This window comes from Pedobacter frigoris, from assembly GCF_005116445.1.
GTDB lineage: Bacteria > Bacteroidota > Bacteroidia > Sphingobacteriales > Sphingobacteriaceae > Pedobacter > Pedobacter frigoris.
Map to the genome: position 1 here is coordinate 659,555 of NZ_SWBQ01000002.1, position 20,191 is coordinate 679,745.

Sequence of the window (20,191 nt, forward strand, 5' to 3'; positions counted from 1 at the left end):
TAAAGTCAGCTTAAATTTTAGTCATTAAAACCTGATCTATACGCACTCCATCCATATCTACAATCTCGAATTTAAAATTTTCATATTTAACAATGTCACCTTCATGAGGCATTGCTTTTAGATGATCCATCATAAATCCGGAGACTGTTGAATAATGCGAGATATTGTTTTCAATGATCTCCTTTGCAAAAAACTGGTTCAGCTCAAATATTGAAGTCCTTCCGTTAAGCAGGTAACTGTCGTCTTCCCTGCGAATGATATGATTTTTATCCATTTCATCTTCGTCCGGCAGATCGCCAACAATGGCTTCAATTAAATCATGGAGTGTGATTACTCCGCGAACGCTTCCAAACTCATCCACCACCACTCCCATGTATTGCTTTTTATCCTTAAATAGATTCAGGATCTTAAAAGCGGGAGCATTCATAATTACATAAATTGGCTTGGTTAGAATCTGGTCAAGATGAAAATCATCCTGACTGTAATTCTCCAACAGGTCTTTAATGTTAATAACGCCCATGGGCTTATCCAGAATGCCATCGGCAACTATAAATCTGGAATGGACACTTTCTTTCACCTTGTTGAAAATAATTTCTTTACTCCAGTTGTAATTGATCCATTCAACCTCTGAGCTGTGAGTCATCAGTGACTTTGCAGTCTGATCGGTAAAGGAAAAAAGATTCTGGAAAGCTTCGCTTTCTTCATTTTCCAGAACACCTTGTTTACCAGCCGTTTTCAGCATAAACCTGAGCTCATCCTCACTAACTTTTTCAGCTTCATTTTCTTTAATTCCCAGCAGTTTGAGAATTAAAGAGGTGGAGATAGAAAGTAATTTGACAAAAGGATAAGTAATTAATGTAAAGATCCTGATCACCGGAACACAGAACAAAGAAATCCGCTCTGAATTATTCATGGCGATAGTCTTCGGTACCAGCTCCCCAACTACAATTGTAAAATAGGTAATGCTTCCAATTACAATGATCAAAGAAACGGTATGCAGGGAATCACCCAAAAAAGTTAGTCCGGAAAGCAGACCTACCATATCATCCGTAAGGGCTGCACCCCCATAAGCACCTGAAATAACGCCAATAAGGGTAATTCCAACCTGAACGGAGGAAAGAAAGTTCTCTGGGTTATCTAACAGTTTAAGGACTGTTTTTGCGTTGGCACTACCCTGAGCAGCAAGATGTTCAATCCTGCTTTTTTTAACCGAAACCAGTGCAATTTCAGATAAAGCAAAGAAGCCGTTCAATAAGGTTAGGATAAATATGATCAGTAATTCCAAAATCGGGTTGTTTAGTGCCTTCCAAATATAGATAAAAATAAGATCATGGTTTTGTTACCACAGGCCTGAGTTTTAAAACAGTATTCCGATTTGGTTGTTAATAGATTAATTTATACGACCGTGCGATGGAGCAATGGAATATGCAGGCAGAAGAAGAACTAATTGAGTTCGGAAAATTATGGGATAAAGCTATTGTAAACAATGATGTATTGGAAATAGCTAAGTTTATGTCAGAAGACTGGGTAATAACTGGTTCTGATGGTATAACATCTAAATCGTCATTTCTGGAATTGATCGAAAGTGGTGTCCTTACCCACAACAGGATGGATGCTGATGAATCGGATATCCGGATTTATGGTCAAACAGGTGTAGTCATAAGCCGGGGGACAAGTGCAGGAACTTACAAGGGTCAACCTTTCGAGTTTTATGAATGGTCAACAAGCATTTTTATATGGAAACAAGGAAAATGGCTTTGTGTATCGACAATGGTTACTCCAGCCAAAAAATGATAGCCTTATAGTTATTGCACCGCAATTGCATGAGCTTGCGCAGCTCCGGTAGCTTGCAAAATCACCTCTTTCCCATTTTTCCACAATTTAGGGACATCAATGGTTCCGTTAAATTCGTAGCCAGTGATATAAATATCGTTGTTGAAGATCAGAATATCCTGCCCATAACTATGTGCGGAAGCATTTCCTATACTATTGCCACCTCCGTCTTTCCAGTATCTGACCACATCACGACCATCAGTATATTCGTTGCCCACACAATAAATCTTTCCTTCTGAAATGGTGATAGCGTTTGCTCCCGACTCTATTGCCCCCGAACTATTTGCCAAAGGCATCATCACTCCGTCTTTCCAGTATTTTGCATAGATAGAAAGTCCGTCAGAAACATATCCCGTGACATAAACAATCCCGTTTAACACTGTAATAGCTTTTGCTACGCAATCGTTACTACCATCGCTTAATGCTATTTCTGCTCCGTTTTTCCAGTATTTGGCTACTAAGTGCGAACCGTTATATTCTATACCGCATACATAAACATCGCTTCCCGATACAAAAATATCTTGCCCATAAGCATCTTGAGAGCCATCCGTAAGCACAAAAGCAACCCCGTTCTTCCAATACTTCGCGATTCTTTTGGCACCATTGTACTCATAACCGGCCACGAAGACATCACTTCCCACTATTTGGATACTTGTAGCATATGTATCCTGTACACCATCCGAGAGATGGATTGCCTCTCCGTTTTTCCAGTATTTAGCTACTTTCTTTGAAGCGTTTTCTTCGTGCCCTGCAACATAAATATTATTTTCCGAAACAGCAATACTGTATGCATATGCATTGGAAGTTCCGTCTGTCAGCAGCACCTCTTTTCCGTTCTTCCAGTACTTTGCCACCCTTTTTGTTCCATTATATTCGTTACCGGCTATGTAAATATCAGGTGATTTTATGGGTGGTCTTTTTTCTTTTTTGCAGGAAATGAAAAGGAACATGCCTGAAATCAACATGAACAACAATCTCGAAATGGATATTCTTATAATTCTGTTCATTTTGAATGTTGTTTAAATCGATTATTCAATGTCCCGTTTTTCATAAGTAATCGCATATCTACGTAATAAATCTCCAGCATTATTTTTCACTTCATAGGTAGTAATATTTCCCTGATCGTCCCGGGTGCTGGTAAAAAAATACCTGACGGGTCCGGGAAGATTAAAACCTCCGATTTCATTTTTACTGAATGCAAAATGCTCCATCGCATGGTGAAAGGGCCCTGGGTCTGTTCCACCTGCCAAATGATCGGAAAAAATCGCGAAAGCCATCTGGACCTTATCCTCTTTGAATACACCAGTTCCACTTAAAGAATTGATGTCAAGATATGTTGTACTGCCCGCACTATTTGTTATTCTTTTCAGGTTGTTATTTGCATCCCAATAGTAGAGTCGGAATGAAATAGCATACGAGCTATTCACAGGATTATAGGTAACCGGATAGGTAGTGCTATTAAATTTATACTCCACAAGAATGTCATCGTCATATCTAAACTCGTATATGTATCCATAATTGCGGCCTAATGCGGTGTTTAATACATCCATATCTGCCCGTGTGACCAAATCCAGCTCATTATAAGCAAATACAGTTTTATAGGTAAGTGTGCCTATTTTAAAATCAAAGTTATTTATTCGGTTCTTTTCGTCATACCCGAATGTAGATTCTCTGATAGCTCCGCTAGTGGGAAATGTGAGTTGGATAGTCTTTACAAAATAACCCTGCTGCCTAGGTTCTGGATTGTTTTTTTTGCTACAGGAAGCCAGTATAACCAGGATCGCTGCTATAATAGTAAATAATACTGTTTTCATTTTTGTTGATTTAAATGCTCATTGAAAGAATAAAATATCCGATGTTAATCTTGGATACCCAATATTTCTTTCACCTCGGTATAACTTTTCTTACTCCAGTCCGGCTGTCCGTTCCTGAGCGTTGCGGCTGAAGCATCCAGCTGTCTTCCGGGAGGTATCAACACATAACGGAACCGGTTACCTCTTATAGAACTATATTCAGTATCCAGCAAATTAGCCCCGTTCAAACTCTCTATGCTAATAAAAAACTGATAATTTGGAATTGCTGAATGCGAAACAGCTAATGAATAACGTGCATTGCGAAATGAATAATCGAAAAGAACGTTATGGCTTGAACCATAATTTCTGCCATATACCAGCAGCACCCCACCGGCATTATAGAAAACTTGCAGGTTAGGATATCCTATGGCATTGAATATTGGTGTAGGGATACTGTGAGCCATGATTTTCTGGGTGTTTGCGTTGGTGTTGTTCCAATTATAGTCTACCCAGGTGCTCGCCACCACATTTGCCGTACCTTTAAGGTTGATTGCCGTACCCCATCCCAAGGCCGTTTTAGGTCCGAAGAAATCGCCAGATGTTCGGTTGAGGTAATAATCGCCCAGCACACCTGAGGTTGCCTCTGGGTTGGTTAGACCACTCAAAATCCGTGATCCGGCAGTACCAGAAGGTCCGGTTGCACCTGGGGTACCTGGCGAACCTGGTGTTCCGTCAGATCCTTTTAATCCCAAGGGAATGCCCCATCCGCTACCGGTCTTTGGGCCATAAAGATTGGATGCCGTTTTGTCCAGATACATATCGCCTGAATTTCCCAGCGTTGTGGCAGGCACGCCGTTTCCACTAAGCATAACTGCGCCATCCTTGCCGGGGATGCCGGGTGTACCTTCTGAACCCTGCGGCCCTACACTTCCGTCTTTGCCGCAACTTGCCATAACCGATAGCAATGCGAGGATAAAAATTCCCTTTTTTATGATATATAGTGTTTTCATTTTTGTTGATTTAAAATGTTCGATATTGTGTCTTTTACATTTTAATAAATTCAACCCTTCGGTTTGCTGCCTTACCTTCGGGGCTAGTATTGTTCGATGCCGGATCGGATGCACCTTTGCCATCAACGGTCAAACGGCTGGCCATTATGCCGAATTCTTTTTCCAAAGTCGTTTTTACGGCTGCGGCCCGCTTGCGAGACAGCTCAATGTTCAGTCCCATACCTCCGTCACTATCTGTGTGCCCGACAATTTTCACCTTCATATTCGGGGTTTCGTCTAATACATCTGCTATCTCCTTCAACATACCATAGGATTGGGGTTTTATGTTAGCCGATCCCGTTTCAAAATAGATACCCGTAGTGCTGTATTTACCATTATTGAGTAATTGGCTGCGGGCATCCAATCCCGCTTCAGCTATACGCAGATTGCTGACATAAAATCCATCATTGGGTTTTGGAATGAGCGGCGCTGCACGAAAATGAAAGTTGTTACGCAGGATATTAGGGTCGAATGCCTTTGGGAGATCAAAAATTTTACGTTCATCCATATACAGCCGGATACGGTTCTTATTCACAGCTATACTCACATGGATAACTTTTCCTGCCATTTTATTTGCAGGCCAGGATTGGGTAATTTCCCTGCCCGAGTACAGACTGGTTGAATAACCAACATTGTCCTTTATCGTTGCTGGAATATGAAAATAGAACAGTTTTTTATGCTGAATGGTTGTTTTGGCCGGGTTATTCACTTCCGTAAATCCGAAAGTTACCGGAGGTCGGGTTATCCCCGTAGAATAGAACAAGTCAAACTCTACCGTGAAATTTTCAGGTAGCACAGTCCTTAGCTCCGGAAAACTAATGGTATTATCAGGTATTTTTAACCAGTTCCCCTTCAGGTTAAGGATGGTTACAATTTCGCCCGAGCCGTTGGTGTTCCATCTTACCGGAAAATCCCCTTTTGCCTCATGGATAAAATCATCGAAAAAGAGGACTTTTTCACCGGGAATAAAATCAAATTTTGAAGATACATAATCAGCTTGGTTGTTATCGTTAGTATACTTATTTTTCTGAGCTGAAGTACTGGTCTGGTTCCCTGGCCTCCCATCGATACCCTCTTCAACTTTGTCCAAACCCTTGTCAATTGTCTTATCTGTTTTTCTATCTATCCGTTGATTGATTTTCCGTTCGATTTTCTTTTCGAGTTTTTTTAATATCTGTGCATGACTGTTTTGTGCAAATGCAACAATACAGAAAAGCATTAGTGCGGTAATAATGTAATTTTTCATTTTCATTGCTTCTAATTCACAGTCGCTTTTGGTTTTTTCAAAAAAGCTATTGAGGGCTACATGTAAAATTAGGAGGAAGCGAATAGGACGGATTGTAAAAAAACCCAAATTTTAAATAGGGTAAAGAAGGTTGTGGTTTAGGAGTTAATAAGACTGTTTGCTGTCGCCTGTTTCCAAGCCGGAAACATGACCGGAAAGGTTCTCTGAGCTCATATGGATCTGAGAAGGCGTATAGCCGAAAAAATGCTTGAATTCATGGATAAAATGGGACTGGTCGAAATAACCGTAGCGATAGATGATTTCCTGCCAATCGGAAGTTGCCGTATCTTTCAAAAATTTATTCACCTGATTAAAACGAACAACTCTGCTGAACATTTTAGGCGATAATCCTACCTGTTCCTTAAAATGATGTTCAAGCGAACTTTTCGACATATTGGAAAGGCTGTATAAATCCATAATTGGCAGGTTCCCATTATGGATCATGATCTGATGGCAGGCATGGGCGATCCTGTCTGTATTAAGACTTTCATTCTTTTTCAACTGTCCTATTAACCAGTCTTCGAGCAATTTTAAGACATAAATGGGATCATCAGCATCATCTTCCATTCTCCGACACAGCGTATTGATCTGACTTCCCAGCATATCGGAAATCAAAGTACATTCATTGAGCAATAGTTGTTGTGGTATTCCCAGAATTTTAAAAGCACCAAAAGGTTTGAACATCGCGTAAATCATCGAGGCAGATGATGTGGTGAGGTGATGGTGACGATCTAACTGTCCGGTAAAATTGAAGCGGACATTATAATATTTATTACGTTCTGAATTATATAAAAAATGTTCCTCGTCCAGGATAAAAGTCAGTACACCATGTCCTACCGGAAATAAATCCAGTTCCATTTGTTCTCGCTCTCGCTGGCCGCCTACACTTGAATGCATGTATACTTGAACATAGGGTTGCAGGACAGGATGCGGTATGTAAACAATAGTATGCATTTAATAAAAATACGTATTAAATTATATCTTTTAGATTTAACGTACTATACAGTATGCCTTACATCAACCAATGATGTTCTTTTTGTATATTATCAGTTTGGTTTACTTGCCATATCCACCGGATTTTATTGCGCATATTCAGGAACATGCTACAGTTGGGAAATATATTTTTGGGAACAGCACTAACCCTATCATTCCTTTGGGCCCGTCAACAAAATACAGGCGCGAATAACAGTAGAAACTCTTCAAGCGAGTCAAGAACTGTCGGATACGTGATGGATATGAAGTTCTCTCCCGACGAAAAACTTAAGGTTCTTTTCAATATCAATTATCTCTAGTTATCATAGTAGGAATTATGCAGGATGTAATAAACTCCAGTAGTTAGTTCATTGTTATTTATGCGTGTATTTTTTTTGATGGTTATATATGGCATCTGTCCGGAATAAAATACTATACTGATTATCAATAAATTATAATGAACGAGTAACATATATGTAACAATGCAACGTCGCCGTATAATGATGAGTTACCTATTGCAAAATATAAGATCAGTGGCACAGCACTTGAGAAAGAGCAGATGACTTTCTTAACTTTGAAAATCACGGAGATTCTCAAACGCTTAAAAATCCTGTTCCTGAAAAGAAACTGCACACCCTTCCGACGGGGAATCAACGGCTATTTTGGCATTATTTCTCTGTGAATGGAATACGGAAAACCCCATCGGTAACCAATATTTTTTTATTAGTCTGGCTACTAGTGGCAGTAAAGCTAAAAGTGCCTTCCATTGCAGAATCATCAATTTTTGTAATTACTATTTCACCATTTCTGCCCCCCAGATGCCAATATCATCATTGGTCATCAGGTCTGCCGCTTTGTTATCCGATAAGGCTATGTGCTTGCCAGCTTCCAGACCCCTCATGTCTAAATAAAATCCAATGGATTCACCATTGTGCTCGCCCTGAATTCTCTTTGAAGTGCTTTTGTCAACTGGCATCATGGCCGAAGCTACCCAATCCTTGCCGTCCAGCTTTGCACTCATCCAATAGCCGTTTTTCGTGGTGGACACGAAACCAGGGCTATTCGTTTTTACCGTATTTTGTATTTCGTCTCTCAAATTTTTTGCATCACTTTGTTGTTTATTCTGGCATGCTGAAAACACGCAGATGCATCCGATTGTTATCGCTGAAAATCTCATAATGATATTGTTAAATTGGCTTGATTTAATTCTCATGGTATAATCTTAAGTGTAAAAGTAATTTCCTCTTTCAGACCTATAAACCTTATCCCCCTAATCGTATTATCTGCCATAATTGCAGCGTAGTAGAAGTAATAGATTCCATTATAGTGATACCCATAGTAGAACATAGCTGAAGTCCTGGAATAGGTATAAGTGATACCGCCCGAATAACTTCCACCATCTATTAATACTTTCTTACCCGGAAAAAAATGAAGCGCTGGATTACCACCTACGCCATCATATAACCCTTGCCATATCGTTCCATCTAATACCTGGTCTGCAACTTTGTTAAGTTCCAGATACCTGAAAAGCCTATTGGGATCTGAACACTGTATATTTGTAAACCGTTCACCTGTAATGTTGGTCTTTAATGTAACCTTCGGTAATTCAATGATGAGTTGCTTTTTTTCAATTTTCCATGTTCCTGTTTCAGGAATAAGAATGCCATGCAAAAATGTTAACGTACCATCATCCTTAAAGGAAATAACGTAAGGTTGTTGAAGTTTACCACCCGTTTCTATAAACTCTCCTGACCATGTTGTATTTTTAAATAAAGGAGTATAGTCCGGCTCCGCATCTTCTTTGCTTTTTTTACAGCCTGATGCCACAAACAACAAAGCCATTATAAACAGTAATAAAAAGATTAGATTTTTCATCAGTATATATTTTTTATAGGTTATGAAGCTATCATAAGCATATTCATTGCTGTTTGTAAGTAGTATGCTTATGATGGTTTCATTGTACTGTTAATTTATTTATTAAGGCTATGAAGCTTCAGTAACTATTGTGAGATTTTACATTAATATTTTTTTAACAGGCATATTTTTAAATTCACCAGTTAATGTGTAGGTTTTCTTATTAACGGTAGAGGTAACTGTGGCATTCATCGTTCCATCAGCGGTTTGATCTTTGAATTTGGTAATTATAAACTTCCCCTGAAAAAAAGATAAGGCTCCTGGTATTTTACTCTGATCAGAAGTTAAAAATAATGTAGCGGTTCCACTTCCATAAGGAGGTTCATTTTTCACTACATAATCTCCCTGGATAGCTCCCTTAATGTTTATGGTCAGGGAATATTTTGTATCCGGGCTGTTTAATACCATCGACAGTTCGTTGTTAGACTGTCCGATAATGGCATTCGTACAATTGTTGGTGTAGCTTGCAAAAGCGTTGCCTGCTTCGGTAATGGTTATGGTATAACCGCATTCCTCATCTTTGGGGGTACCCTTGTCATTGTCTTTACAGCCAAATATGATGGCTACAGAAAGAAATATTAATGCTGAAATTCTTTTATGGTTATTCATATGTTTTCTTTTTAAAATATTTAAATATTCATGAATTCAATAGCTGAAAGATCATATACGCTTGATGTTTGAAGCGATAATAAGGCAAAAAGAAATAACAGTAGTGAGCATCCGAATGGTATGTAAGTACCACCATTTGTCCCTTAGTAACATCCAGTTATCCGGGACGTGATGTTTATCCCAGGTCATTACAATGGTATTGATCGGCTGATTACCAAATTTTGTAATCAGGCCGCCTGCAATTAAAAGGGATGCTGAGATTAACAAGGTTAAAAAAACAGCCTGGTTTTGCTTTTGCATAAATGCAGCTGTCAAGGTTAAAATAATAGTAATCAGGCCAAGTATAGGCATAAGTGTGTTTAAAGCATTAATCGAACTTTGCAATTGCTCAACGTAAGTTTCAGCAGACAAATGCTTTGGGTTATAGCCGATCCATATGCCAAAAAGTGTTCCTGCCATTAATCCGGACAGCAAAAGATTGAAAAATTTGATGATCAATAGGTTCATGCCTTTCTAATTTATGGTTTGCAGGTATAGACATATGTTTCGTTAAAAGTGGCTGTCTGCCCACTTTGAATATTTTTATTGGTGTAAGTTTTAGTTATCGGGAAGCCTTTTTCATTGTAGGTATATTTCATCGTTCTGCTACTCTGGTCATTGAAGTTAAAATCGAGCGGATTATTCTGGCTCAGTGCCACAATCAATGGTTCTGGCTCGCTTATATTCCATCGGGTGGGTAATATGAACTTCCAGTATGCCATAGCTGAATAAGGATTAGGTTTGTCATCATAAGCAGAGATAGTAATCAAAGTTACCGCATCACGGGGGCCAGTAGTTAACTCGTACTTAATGCTGGTTACGTTGCCCTTATCATTATATGTAATGGTAAGCATCCATTCCCAATCGCCAGGCTGTGGTGAGGTCTCTTCTACCTTAACGAGTTTACCTTTACTCCAGGTAAAAACGTGGTCCTCATAATCGGGGATAGTAGTAGACACCTGATTATGGATTTTAGTAAGGCTCAATCGTGCGGTAGTGGGAAGCGTTTGCGGAAAACCATCACGATTAAACCCATATGTGGTGGTTAATATAGAAGGATCACCAGCTGAATTAAACTGATGAAATGCAATCGAGCTCACGGCACTATCCAATGGGTTACCTATCTCCGCACGGGTTATTTTAACATCAGATAACCCGGTAGACTCATAAGAGACTATCCGGCTGTTGTTATCATACTTGTAATTGTTATTGAAACCGTAAGTTCCGGTCCAGTTGGTCTGGTAACTTTGAATCAGACAATCTTTAGCAGCACTTGCCAATACTGGTGTGACTGACGGAGGGTTGTTTTTTTTACACCCGGTCAGCATACCCAGAAAAATAACTGAACTTACTAAAACGATATGTTTCATAGTTCAAAATTCCGTTAAAATCCCACAATACGCATAGTAGAAAACCGACGTTTTATCTAAACAGCGAAGTCCTCACACGCAAAATCACTTGGGTTTACGCCTAAAAAACTTTGAAAAGTTCTGATAAGGTGCATTTGATCATAATAATTAAATTTATAGGCCAGAGACGTCCAGCTTTGATCAGGGAAGTTCATCCTATCATACAGGAGGTTTTCAAAACGGGTCATATTGCTGTATAACTTGGGCGTAGTACCGATTTCTTTTACAAAATTCCGTTCCAGTTGTCTTTCTGATAAACAAACCTGCTGTAGGAAAGTGGTGATATTTGCTGGTGCTTTAGCTGATGAAATCAGGGTAACCATATGATCTACTTGTTTTGAGGCTCTGATTTTAGTATGCTTTAATAACAATCCCAACAAATAAGGTTCTACGATTTGGATACACTTGTAAATGTTTATGCAGCCCATTAGCCTCTGAGTTACTTCTTTAAAAAAAGAGTGTACCAATTCACCATTGACCGTCTGATTGCAAAAAAGGTTTGCCGGCATACCTAATAAACGATATAAACCTGTAGGCTTAAATCTAATGCTAAAAGAAACAAATTGTCCGGATATGGTTATGGTATATTTTTTATGTGTACGGGCCCCACGTATGGTACATCTTTCAAATGATTCCAACGCTTTGGTATGGCAGTTCACCGTATCAAAGGGGTCACCCAGGAAAAAATCAACGGACGCTCCCACACGAAAAGGCATAGCTTTAATCAGAGGCTGGCAATCAGGTACACTTATTGCCCTGAATACATATTCGGATATATAAGGTTGAAGAACGCTGGTTGGATTCTTCTTCTCTACGACTGAAACAAGCTGGTCCATAAGCAAGAACTTTCTACAAGATACAAAAAAAGTATTTCGCATGTAAGGCTATACATTGAGTATTATTGTCTTTGGCATTTTCTTCGCTCCCTTTGTATGACTGTCTTCTGTTCCGCCATCGGCTATTACATTCGTCACAGAAATAAACACAGTTAAGTAATGTAATTAAATATGCACCAGCCTCTAATGGGCAAGCACGGTAAAATATTCGCTTGCCCTTTTATCCGATTCTCGCCGATCATTTTATGCTCCGCGATCAACTTTACTTAAAAAGCATTTAGCCAGATTTAAGATGTTTGTTATCTGATCTTGGTAAGAATTGGAGCATGAAAGCACATCAATGATTATTGAAGAATTGATGTTGAACGACATAAATTGTAATCTGTCTATGCTTAAGAGTTGTTGGTCGTAAACAATTCATTAAAAAGATTTAGGTATTTATTTTAGCTCCTAAAATAAATATTTATGCTACAACCATTCTTAAAACAGACAAACATTTTATTGCCATTAACATTTATACTTTTTTGCTGTGCATGCAAAAAGAAAAAGATTGTAATTACTGAAGAGGAATATCAGGCGCCTACCGTGGCATTTACTTGGAATACCATACCAGATAATCCAAACCAAGTATATTTTACCAACAAAAGTACTAAGGCCGATAGTTATCGTTGGAGCTTTGGCGATGGCACCACTTCTACCGATCCTAATCCGGCTAAAGTAACCTATTCAACTCCGGGCACTTATGAAGTAATGCTTACCGCAGTTTATCGAGGTAAATCATCATTTGTTAAGAAAAGCATTGTCATTGTAGCAGATACAGACCAACCTGTAGCGAGATTCTCTTACGCATACAAAGACAATAAAACCTATCCGCCTACTACTATCATCTTAACCAACGAGTCGGTAAACTCTAATTTTTTTGAATGGCAGATCAATGGATCAACAGTCAATTCTACCAACCCAATTGGCACGGAGCAAATGCAATGTAGCACCCCTGGTAATTATACAGTTAAACTTTTTGCCATGAAAGGAAATAAGCGCTCTGTGGTATTTGAAGAAACCATTGCGATTGTAGCTGATCCAAATCCAATTGCCAGCTTCATTCCTGATGGTTGGATTTCCACCAGAAAAGTTGGTGAAGAAGTTGTTTTTTTAAACACATCAAAAAATAGCAATAGTTGGGAATGGAGTTTTGGCACTAACGGTCCAACTGCCATTACAGATGAACATGCGATAGTTAAATTTACTAATCCTGGAACTTATGAAGTTAAACTGGTTGCAAAAAGAGATCAACTTACTTCTGCGCCTTATAAAGTTACCATGAAAATTATTCCCTAATTGGTTTAATTAATTGAGCTAACTCAGCTTAGTAAATACAAATTGACTGTTATTTTAATTTAAAAAGCTCCAAAACACTACCTGTTTTGGAGCTTTTTAGTCGTAAAATTAATTTATCACAACTATTAATTATTATTGTTGTCTGGCGGATAGCAAGTATCTCCAATGATAAGATAAGGCACTAAAATATATCAAAGAGTTTCTTCACTTTACATCCGACAATTAGACCACATGGTTACTTCCAGTTTGCCTCTAATCCCATTGCCTTTATTGTAGCACCTGAATTGATCCCCAAAGATCCTTCAGCAGCAACCTCTCCTCCTATAGTTAATTTAGGGTTTGTCATTTCATAATCCTTAATAGGTGCCTGTTCTCCTCCCTTCTTTGGAATAACTTTAAACTCAAGTCCAACATTAGCTGCTGCCACTACTACTCCCTTTACTCCTACATCCGACACATTTCCATTGCCATCAAAATCAATATATCCAACCGCAGCAACGTCAACCTTACCAACCGCAGTAGCATCAACACCAGGCGTTAGTTTCACATTCCCACCTTTTTTAAACTGATGACCAAGACCTAACTGTACTTGTGATTTTTTAGTTTCGAAATTTTTTGTAAACTTAAATCTAATTTGGGTAGTCCATGAGAAAGCTACACTTTGGCAGTTGAGCTTATACGATATTGGCCCCGCACTAAAATTAAGACTTAGAGGACAGCCCGAAATAAAAATCGCAGTTCTGTCAAAAAGCTTGTTCATATCTTGGTCATAATCATTACAGAAAGGACGGATTAGATCGTAATCATTAACCAACCTAATTGATTGCAGATATCGCACGGCTGCTTGGTAATAATTAGCGGTTGCCATGTGCTCATTTAAGCCGGCAAGCCTGTTCCATTTGCTCTCAAAGTGAAAACGCTGGGCTGCATAGTTCAGTTGTTTTTGAGTAAATTCTTCGCATATACCCGCTAATTCTATTAAAAAAGCATTGGCTTTCGAGTTTTTTTTGGAGCACAATTCCTTTCTCACTTCCTCAACTCCTTCTCTGTAAACTGCTCCACCTTCTCCTACCTTCTTAGTCAAATTCTGTATCTTTTCACTATAAATAGAATCTAATTCTACAATAATTGCATTATACCTTTGCCTTGCATCCCGTCTGGCTAAATCATAGTTTGTTTTAGCTGCAGCCATAGCCATTAACTGCCCAGAATTGGTATATCCACTATTCATCATTTTTATTGCCCTTGCAACTATTGGAGGAATTTGCGGAGAGCTCATCCGTTTAATCGACTCTTTGCCTAATTCTTGTTCATGTTGTATGATTTCTTGCAATCTTGCAATTTCTACGTCTATTAAATTTTTAAACTCATCTTGGGCAAGATATGCTTTTTCGTAATCATAAACATTGGTCTGAAACTCAGGGTACTTAAATTTATAAAGATTAAAATAATCTGGCACCTTTTTAAATGGCGTAAAAAGAGGTGGATTTTTTAATTTAACGTAATTTGAAAGTTCTTCCATTTCTTCTAATGGAATTTCATCCGCAGAGTTTTCCAGTAATTCAGCAGCTTTAGTCTTATTTCCTTCTAAAATTTGAATTCTCGCAGCTGTAGAACGTGCTGCTGCTTGAGATGGATTTTCTTTAAGGCACCGATCAAAGTAGTACAATGCGCTATCTCGCTGCCCTAAGCCTGCAAATGATTGTCCAATATTATTTAACAACATAGCATTCTTCTCATTGCCCTTCAATATAGATTTAAGCACAGGTATAGCCCACTCCTCCTTACCAGATAGATTTAACATTGAACCAAAATTATTAATATTCAATTCGTTATCACTATTCATTAGAACTACTTTTCCAGAGATATAAAGCGCTTGAAATGGTGCGCCATTATGAAACAATAAAACTGCCATTTGTCCCAAAGAATCAGGCTGGTTCTTCATTGTATCTATTAGTAATGAAACCATCTTAAATTCAGATGGCTCCACCTTTGCTTCAACCTCGCCTAAAATTTTATTTACTAAACTTGCAAGTTCTGCTTTCGAAAGCGTTTTTTTAGGAATACGCTGAAGCGCTGCCAGATTTAATTTTGGAAAATATAGAGGTGAAGCAGCAATAGTACCTTTAGTTTGCTCTTTTGGAACAGACTGCATCATCTTTTTCATGAATGCTTCATTAGACAAATTACCTTGTCCCATTTTTTGTTTTGCTTCGGCAATCTTCTTATTGAGTTCTTGCTTACTTATGCCTTGTGCCATTGCGGCTACATTAACAATTAAAAAAAGTAGTACAAGAAATGCCTGTTTAAGCTTTAATGAAATAAAATTTGTAAGAAAACAGGAAATAAATCTATTTGTAATTAGGTTATTCATTGATTTAATTTATTGGTAATGAACATTGGATAATTGGCATTTAAGTATGAACTAAAAACGGCAGCCCTCATTTCTTCGGACTGCCATTTGAACATTATTAACATTTAAAATATTGAGAAACTCCCATGATGACAGCAGAGTTTAAGACTCCGTTTTGTTATAATTTAACAAATTCTACTCTTCTGTTTTGGGCCTTGCCTGTACTTGTTTTATTGTCGCCAATTGGCTGAGAAGCCCCTTTTCCATCTGTTTGAATGGCAGAAGCATCTATTCTAAAATCGGCAACAAGGGCATTTTTTACAGCTTCCGCTCTTCTTTTCGATAGGCTAAGATTTGAATCGGCGTTGCCATCATTATCGGTATGTCCAATAATTTTAACCTTTATTGAATTATCCTTAATCGCAGCAGCTATCTCTTTAAGCACACCAAAGGAAACTGGTTTAATTTGATCAGAACCCGAATCGAACTGAATGCCCGTGGTTACAAAACGACCTTCATCCATCAATTTAGAACGGGTATCGGCTTTGCCCTCGGTAAGTTTAAAATTACTGATATAGTAGGCAGGCATGCCCTCGCGAACACTGGCCGCAAATTCAAATTGATTAAAATTATGGTTCACGGCAACCCCAGTTGGCACATCCAATACCTTCTGCGCATCGTACCACATCCTTAGTCTTTCACCCTGTACCGAGATAGCAACATGTATTACCCCTCCATTATAGTAGTCGCCAAATCCGGTAAATCTAGATTTACCGGTACTTAATTTAGATAGCGCCTTCTCGGCTGATTGCAGCGAAATGTCTGCATAATCTTTTTGAAAATCAGTGTTAACAATCAGGCTATTGTTTATTTTATGTCCACCGTAACTAAACTTGAGCGTTTTGTTACCACCATCAAATATTTGGAACGACCATGGTTTAAATGGGGAGATCGTGTTCCTTTTTGGGTCTACCGGCATATTTACCAACAAATCATATTCCAGATTAAAATTTGCGGGAAAAATCATGTTGGGGCTCAACATTCTTCCCCCAACCAGTTTTAACCATCTACCGGCTTTTCCCTCAACTGTTACCACCTCGGCACTACCGGTGGTAAACCATTTTAATGGGAATTCGCCTATTGCATCCTGCTCAAAATTTTCGGCATAGGTGATTTTTTCACCTGGCACAAAATCAAATTTAGAATAAGCAGTTATTCCAATCTTGTCGTCTTTGGTTCCTTTAGAGGAACTTTGTATCTGTTCTCCATTGTCAGTTTTGGTGTCTTTTACCTTGCCATCTCCACCTTTACCGTCTACAACTTTCTCAGCCTTTTCTGCACTTTTTTTAATAATTAGATCGCTACCTACATTAGCTGCTTTTTCTTTCAATTTCTTTAAAAACCCCTGCGAAAATGCGGTGGAGCTTGTACATAGGATAATTGCCGTTAGATATATTATTCTTTTATTCATTTTTTTTGTTTTAATAGATTAAGCCACAAAAAAAGTATCAATCTGGTATTGTTAAAAATATAATGGCTTCAAAGCTCAATCATATCGACAGATGACCATTTTTATTGATTGAATTGTACTTATTATATTTTTATTGCAGTTGGGGTATAGAATTAGGTATTTTGTCGATTAATGAAAATAAATGGGACAAGCTATAGCAGGACAAGACAGTCTGTCTTTGCCGAAACTCCCAATTAGGTACACGTTTTGAAAGAAATGAGCATTCTACCGCAATACTACCTATGCGAAAATTTTCATTTAGCAATACCCAATGAACCGCTTTCCTCCAAAAACATCATTTCTAAGGTCAGCAACATAATTAAATACATGGTGATGGCTTGCCTCAATAATGATTTTAACTTTTTGGTTAACCATTATCTATTATGATTTAGCGCTAATAAAATTTTTATTTCACCTTCGAGGTTAAGTCAAAACTTACTTCAATGCCTGGGAGGATACGATCTTTATCTGGATAGGAATTATCTAAATGATAGTTCATTCCCCATTTACTTCTATCAAAAGTGAAGGCTGCTGTAATTTGTAGTTTGCTCTCTGTAATTAAAACCTTTGCCGGAAATTCTAATGGATGTCTATTTCCTAACAAAATCATCTCACCTAAAATCATATAATTCTCCCCTTTTGCATTTGAAGCCATGGGTTTGCCAGAAAAAAGGTTAAATTTCACGGTTGGATGAATTGCCATATAAAAGAAATCGGCCGTTTTAAGATGCCCCTCTAAAATTTGCTTCTGGATTAATGGAAGATTTGTTACATCGATACTTGATATTGGTATGGTAAAGCCTCCATTTCTAATCTCTCCATTAAATAATTCAAAATCGAAGTCATTGTCTGCTTTTCCAACAATATTAATAAATCCTTCATTTGCATTGCCATCTGCTGCCTTACCTTTCCATTTAAGTTTAGACTTTTCATCTAACACATATGCTACTCCTTTAGGCTCTGTTATGATAGCATCTCTTTTGCAGGAATTTAGAATGAGTACGCTGCATACTCCAATAGTTAAAATAATTTTTTTCATTGGTATTTTTATAATTAAATGATAAAAATCAACCTTAATGAACTATGTTACAATCATTGTAGACAGATTTATAACATTTGCTTACAAACAACATGTTTTTAGCAGCAAAAGACAATACAATACTTTAAGATCTCTATTTCTTAATTACTCGACCAGAGCCTGTATAAGCAGTTGTTAAATCCGGAGTACCGATGTAATAAACGTTTCCACTACCTGAAATCTTTGCATTGAGCTTTTCTGAAACTGCGGCTGTGATATTTCCACTGCCAGAGATTTTGAATTCTCCGCCCTTGCTCAATACTTTTTCAATTGATATATTGCCAGATCCCAAAACTTCAGCTTCGGCTATGTTGGCTCTCAAATTTCCATAAACGGTTATATTTCCCGCACCATAAACCTTTGCAATAAATTTATCTTGTTGGGCAAAATCTCCTGAAAGTTCACAATTCGAACTTCCATTTGTTTTTATGCTGGTAACCATGGGCATCGTGATGTAGATTTTCAGGTCATCACCATTTACATTTACATCTTTGTATTTTAATATGAGTTCCTCACCCTCTACTTGAGTAACAAATTTCGAAATTAAATTATCAGATCCTTTAAGTTCTACCTTAAAAGTGCTGCCATAAGCAATAAATACGGAGGATGCCCCAGAAACATTAACGGCTTTAAAAGACCCGGTCTCTCTAATTTGTGATACCTGGTTACCATTAGCGTTTAAACGTTCTTTGCTACAACTCAGTAATAGCATAGCTGCTATACAAAAGAGCATTGATTTTACCTTGAATTTGATTTTCATTTTACTTAAATTTATATGTTAAAAAACCAAACATCTCCGTTTTGTTTCATTCTTTCAAGAAAAGTGGATAGACAACGGCTATCGAACAATGAATTACATTTTTCTAGGACCATATTTTGTAAAAGAATGAGATTTTGATAGCAGTAACTGCCATTTACGACTTTGTTATAATTAGTTGCATTTTAATAGGCTTATGCGTAGCTTATTTAAGGATTTTTACTGCATCTGGTCGACGAAATCATGCGCTTTATCGCCAAAATAAAAATTGCCTAAACAAGTAAGTATATTTGTACATGAAGTTGGATCTGAAGAAAAGAAATCAAAATCAACGTGTACTTAACCACCTGATTTTTTGGGTAATTACCTTGTTTTTTCTAGCAGTTACAAACAATATACAAGTTACATCGCTAAATTACCAATCGACATTAATCGTTTCTCTTTTTCTCCTTCCGGTTCATTTCTTATATTTTTATACCATAGCTTATTGTATTGTACCTAAATACCTTGAAAAAAAGCACTACACAAAAATGATATTATCAACCATCGCTTTGGCTGTATTGGTTTTATTTTTATACCGGCTAACCGAAATTTTTATAATCGGTCCCTATATAAGCTTAATCAATGTCGATCAAACGATAGTGCAACAATTAACCAATCCTTATCACTTAATTAATGCCTTCGAAAAAAGTAATTTAATTGTTTGGTTTGCTGTTTCAATTAAGTTTTTAAAGATGTGGCATGAGCGCAAACAATTAACATTGCAAACTGAACTCAATTTTTTAAAAGCACAAATTCATCCTCACTTCCTCTTTAATACTTTAAATAACCTATACGCCCTAACACTTACAAATTCGTCTAAATCTTCCTCTATCGTAATTGGTCTATCAGAAATTTTGCGCTATATGTTAAATGAGTGCAATACAGAAAATGTAAAGCTTGCCCGGGATATAGAAATTTTGAAAAACTATGTTATGTTAGAAGAAATAAGGTATGGGGACAGGCTTGATTTAAACCTGAGCATAACCGGCAATTTGGATAACCTCTATGTTCCTCCTCTTTTAATGCTTCCGCTTGTAGAAAACGCATTTAAGTATGGCACCAGCGAAATGCTTAAAAATGCCTGGATTACCATAAATATTAGTGTTACCGCACCAAATCAATTAAAATTTAAAGTAGCCAACAGCAAACCACTTCAAAAAAATCAAAATTCCGAAATTCATTTTAAAAAGATTGGATTAAAAAATGTACGAAGAAGATTGGATATTTTATACAAAGATGCTTACCAGTTAAACATTTATAATGAGGATGAACTATTTGCCGCTATACTTGAAATTAACCTGAACAATAAGTGCATAAATACCAATGGACAGGGCGAATTAAAAAATCACCACAAACAGAATGGGCAGTATTAAA

General features: G+C 37.6%; 20 protein-coding genes. 3 read left to right on the top strand and 17 right to left on the bottom strand.

Annotation, left to right across the window (positions count from 1 at the left end; all coding sequences use genetic code 11):
• Positions 1-10 precede the first annotated feature (10 nt).
• Entirely contained in the window at positions 11-1,285 is a 1,275-nt protein-coding gene (locus FA047_RS09375) for a hemolysin family protein (RefSeq protein ID WP_136835744.1), read from the bottom strand.
• Positions 1,286-1,410: 125 nt separating this feature from the next.
• Between FA047_RS09375 and FA047_RS09380 the strand changes: the two genes are divergently transcribed.
• Entirely contained in the window at positions 1,411-1,794 is a 384-nt protein-coding gene (locus FA047_RS09380) for a nuclear transport factor 2 family protein (protein WP_136835746.1), read from the top strand.
• An 11-nt stretch (positions 1,795-1,805) separates the two neighbouring features.
• Here the strand turns inward: FA047_RS09380 and FA047_RS09385 are convergent, their stop codons facing one another.
• From FA047_RS09385 to FA047_RS09435, 12 genes are all read right to left on the bottom strand, one after another.
• Positions 1,806-2,840 carry a hypothetical protein gene (locus FA047_RS09385; protein WP_136835748.1) on the bottom strand — a complete coding sequence of 345 codons (1,035 nt, stop codon included), beginning with the start codon at positions 2,838-2,840 and terminating at the stop codon, positions 1,806-1,808.
• Between the two features lie 21 nt (positions 2,841-2,861).
• Positions 2,862-3,647 (bottom strand): hypothetical protein, encoded by a 786-nt coding sequence (locus FA047_RS09390; protein ID WP_136835750.1) that lies wholly within the window; start codon positions 3,645-3,647, stop codon positions 2,862-2,864.
• A 44-nt stretch (positions 3,648-3,691) separates the two neighbouring features.
• Complete coding sequence (locus FA047_RS09395) at positions 3,692-4,636, bottom strand: collagen-like domain-containing protein (RefSeq protein WP_136835752.1); 945 nt, start codon at positions 4,634-4,636, stop codon at positions 3,692-3,694.
• Positions 4,637-4,670: 34 nt separating this feature from the next.
• Positions 4,671-5,921 carry an OmpA family protein gene (locus FA047_RS09400; RefSeq protein ID WP_169304366.1) on the bottom strand — a complete coding sequence of 417 codons (1,251 nt, stop codon included), beginning with the start codon at positions 5,919-5,921 and terminating at the stop codon, positions 4,671-4,673.
• A 144-nt stretch (positions 5,922-6,065) separates the two neighbouring features.
• Entirely contained in the window at positions 6,066-6,914 is an 849-nt protein-coding gene (locus FA047_RS09405; protein WP_136835756.1) for a helix-turn-helix transcriptional regulator, read from the bottom strand.
• Positions 6,915-7,600: 686 nt separating this feature from the next.
• Positions 7,601-7,699 carry a hypothetical protein gene (locus FA047_RS21135; protein ID WP_225872687.1) on the bottom strand — a complete coding sequence of 33 codons (99 nt, stop codon included), beginning with the start codon at positions 7,697-7,699 and terminating at the stop codon, positions 7,601-7,603.
• A 26-nt stretch (positions 7,700-7,725) separates the two neighbouring features.
• Complete coding sequence (locus FA047_RS09410) at positions 7,726-8,109, bottom strand: hypothetical protein (RefSeq protein ID WP_136835758.1); 384 nt, start codon at positions 8,107-8,109, stop codon at positions 7,726-7,728.
• A 32-nt stretch (positions 8,110-8,141) separates the two neighbouring features.
• The gene (locus tag FA047_RS09415) at positions 8,142-8,807 is read right to left on the bottom strand and encodes a hypothetical protein (RefSeq protein ID WP_136835760.1); all 666 of its coding nucleotides are present in this window, start codon (positions 8,805-8,807) and stop codon (positions 8,142-8,144) included.
• A 138-nt stretch (positions 8,808-8,945) separates the two neighbouring features.
• Positions 8,946-9,455: a hypothetical protein gene (locus FA047_RS09420; RefSeq protein ID WP_136835762.1), complete on the bottom strand. Its 510-nt coding sequence runs from the start codon at positions 9,453-9,455 to the stop codon at positions 8,946-8,948.
• Positions 9,456-9,506: 51 nt separating this feature from the next.
• Positions 9,507-9,962, bottom strand: a complete 456-nt coding sequence (locus FA047_RS09425; RefSeq protein ID WP_136835764.1) for an anthrone oxygenase family protein — start codon at positions 9,960-9,962, stop codon at positions 9,507-9,509.
• Between the two features lie 11 nt (positions 9,963-9,973).
• Positions 9,974-10,864 (bottom strand): hypothetical protein, encoded by an 891-nt coding sequence (locus FA047_RS09430; RefSeq protein ID WP_136835765.1) that lies wholly within the window; start codon positions 10,862-10,864, stop codon positions 9,974-9,976.
• Positions 10,865-10,920: 56 nt separating this feature from the next.
• Complete coding sequence (locus tag FA047_RS09435; RefSeq protein WP_169304368.1) at positions 10,921-11,739, bottom strand: helix-turn-helix domain-containing protein; 819 nt, start codon at positions 11,737-11,739, stop codon at positions 10,921-10,923.
• A 465-nt stretch (positions 11,740-12,204) separates the two neighbouring features.
• On the opposite strand from FA047_RS09435, the gene FA047_RS09440 reads away from it, so the two are divergent.
• Positions 12,205-13,077, top strand: a complete 873-nt coding sequence (locus tag FA047_RS09440) for a PKD domain-containing protein (RefSeq protein ID WP_136835769.1) — start codon at positions 12,205-12,207, stop codon at positions 13,075-13,077.
• Between the two features lie 235 nt (positions 13,078-13,312).
• Here the strand turns inward: FA047_RS09440 and FA047_RS09445 are convergent, their stop codons facing one another.
• The 4 genes from FA047_RS09445 to FA047_RS09460 form a co-directional block, all read right to left on the bottom strand.
• The gene (locus FA047_RS09445; RefSeq protein ID WP_136835771.1) at positions 13,313-15,451 is read right to left on the bottom strand and encodes a tetratricopeptide repeat protein; all 2,139 of its coding nucleotides are present in this window, start codon (positions 15,449-15,451) and stop codon (positions 13,313-13,315) included.
• A gap of 157 nt (positions 15,452-15,608) precedes the next feature.
• Positions 15,609-16,901 (bottom strand): OmpA family protein, encoded by a 1,293-nt coding sequence (locus tag FA047_RS09450; RefSeq protein WP_136835773.1) that lies wholly within the window; start codon positions 16,899-16,901, stop codon positions 15,609-15,611.
• Positions 16,902-17,346: 445 nt separating this feature from the next.
• Positions 17,347-17,979 (bottom strand): YceI family protein, encoded by a 633-nt coding sequence (locus FA047_RS09455; RefSeq protein ID WP_136835775.1) that lies wholly within the window; start codon positions 17,977-17,979, stop codon positions 17,347-17,349.
• A 133-nt stretch (positions 17,980-18,112) separates the two neighbouring features.
• Positions 18,113-18,778 carry a GIN domain-containing protein gene (locus FA047_RS09460; RefSeq protein WP_136835777.1) on the bottom strand — a complete coding sequence of 222 codons (666 nt, stop codon included), beginning with the start codon at positions 18,776-18,778 and terminating at the stop codon, positions 18,113-18,115.
• A 293-nt stretch (positions 18,779-19,071) separates the two neighbouring features.
• Between FA047_RS09460 and FA047_RS09465 the strand changes: the two genes are divergently transcribed.
• Entirely contained in the window at positions 19,072-20,190 is a 1,119-nt protein-coding gene (locus tag FA047_RS09465; RefSeq protein ID WP_136835779.1) for a sensor histidine kinase, read from the top strand.
• Position 20,191: the final 1 nt, after the last annotated feature.

What these genes read in the sequence shown, in the direction of transcription:
- FA047_RS21135 (WP_225872687.1), bottom strand. Translation starts at nt 7,699, where the DNA reads ATGGAAGGCACTTTTAGCTTTACTGCCACTAGTAGCCAGACTAATAAA.
- FA047_RS09420 (WP_136835762.1), bottom strand. Translation starts at nt 9,455, where the DNA reads ATGAATAACCATAAAAGAATTTCAGCATTAATATTTCTTTCTGTAGCC.
- FA047_RS09460 (WP_136835777.1), bottom strand. Translation starts at nt 18,778, where the DNA reads ATGAAAATCAAATTCAAGGTAAAATCAATGCTCTTTTGTATAGCAGCT.
- FA047_RS09380 (WP_136835746.1), top strand. Translation starts at nt 1,411, where the DNA reads ATGGAGCAATGGAATATGCAGGCAGAAGAAGAACTAATTGAGTTCGGA.
- FA047_RS09455 (WP_136835775.1), bottom strand. Translation starts at nt 17,979, where the DNA reads ATGAAAAAAATTATTTTAACTATTGGAGTATGCAGCGTACTCATTCTA.
- FA047_RS09465 (WP_136835779.1), top strand. Translation starts at nt 19,072, where the DNA reads ATGAAGTTGGATCTGAAGAAAAGAAATCAAAATCAACGTGTACTTAAC.
- FA047_RS09425 (WP_136835764.1), bottom strand. Translation starts at nt 9,962, where the DNA reads ATGAACCTATTGATCATCAAATTTTTCAATCTTTTGCTGTCCGGATTA.
- FA047_RS09410 (WP_136835758.1), bottom strand. Translation starts at nt 8,109, where the DNA reads ATGAGATTTTCAGCGATAACAATCGGATGCATCTGCGTGTTTTCAGCA.
- FA047_RS09395 (WP_136835752.1), bottom strand. Translation starts at nt 4,636, where the DNA reads ATGAAAACACTATATATCATAAAAAAGGGAATTTTTATCCTCGCATTG.
- FA047_RS09405 (WP_136835756.1), bottom strand. Translation starts at nt 6,914, where the DNA reads ATGCATACTATTGTTTACATACCGCATCCTGTCCTGCAACCCTATGTT.
- FA047_RS09415 (WP_136835760.1), bottom strand. Translation starts at nt 8,807, where the DNA reads ATGAAAAATCTAATCTTTTTATTACTGTTTATAATGGCTTTGTTGTTT.
- FA047_RS09385 (WP_136835748.1), bottom strand. Translation starts at nt 2,840, where the DNA reads ATGAACAGAATTATAAGAATATCCATTTCGAGATTGTTGTTCATGTTG.
- FA047_RS09445 (WP_136835771.1), bottom strand. Translation starts at nt 15,451, where the DNA reads ATGAATAACCTAATTACAAATAGATTTATTTCCTGTTTTCTTACAAAT.
- FA047_RS09440 (WP_136835769.1), top strand. Translation starts at nt 12,205, where the DNA reads ATGCTACAACCATTCTTAAAACAGACAAACATTTTATTGCCATTAACA.
- FA047_RS09430 (WP_136835765.1), bottom strand. Translation starts at nt 10,864, where the DNA reads ATGAAACATATCGTTTTAGTAAGTTCAGTTATTTTTCTGGGTATGCTG.
- FA047_RS09400 (WP_169304366.1), bottom strand. Translation starts at nt 5,921, where the DNA reads ATGAAAAATTACATTATTACCGCACTAATGCTTTTCTGTATTGTTGCA.
- FA047_RS09450 (WP_136835773.1), bottom strand. Translation starts at nt 16,901, where the DNA reads ATGAATAAAAGAATAATATATCTAACGGCAATTATCCTATGTACAAGC.
- FA047_RS09435 (WP_169304368.1), bottom strand. Translation starts at nt 11,739, where the DNA reads ATGGACCAGCTTGTTTCAGTCGTAGAGAAGAAGAATCCAACCAGCGTT.
- FA047_RS09390 (WP_136835750.1), bottom strand. Translation starts at nt 3,647, where the DNA reads ATGAAAACAGTATTATTTACTATTATAGCAGCGATCCTGGTTATACTG.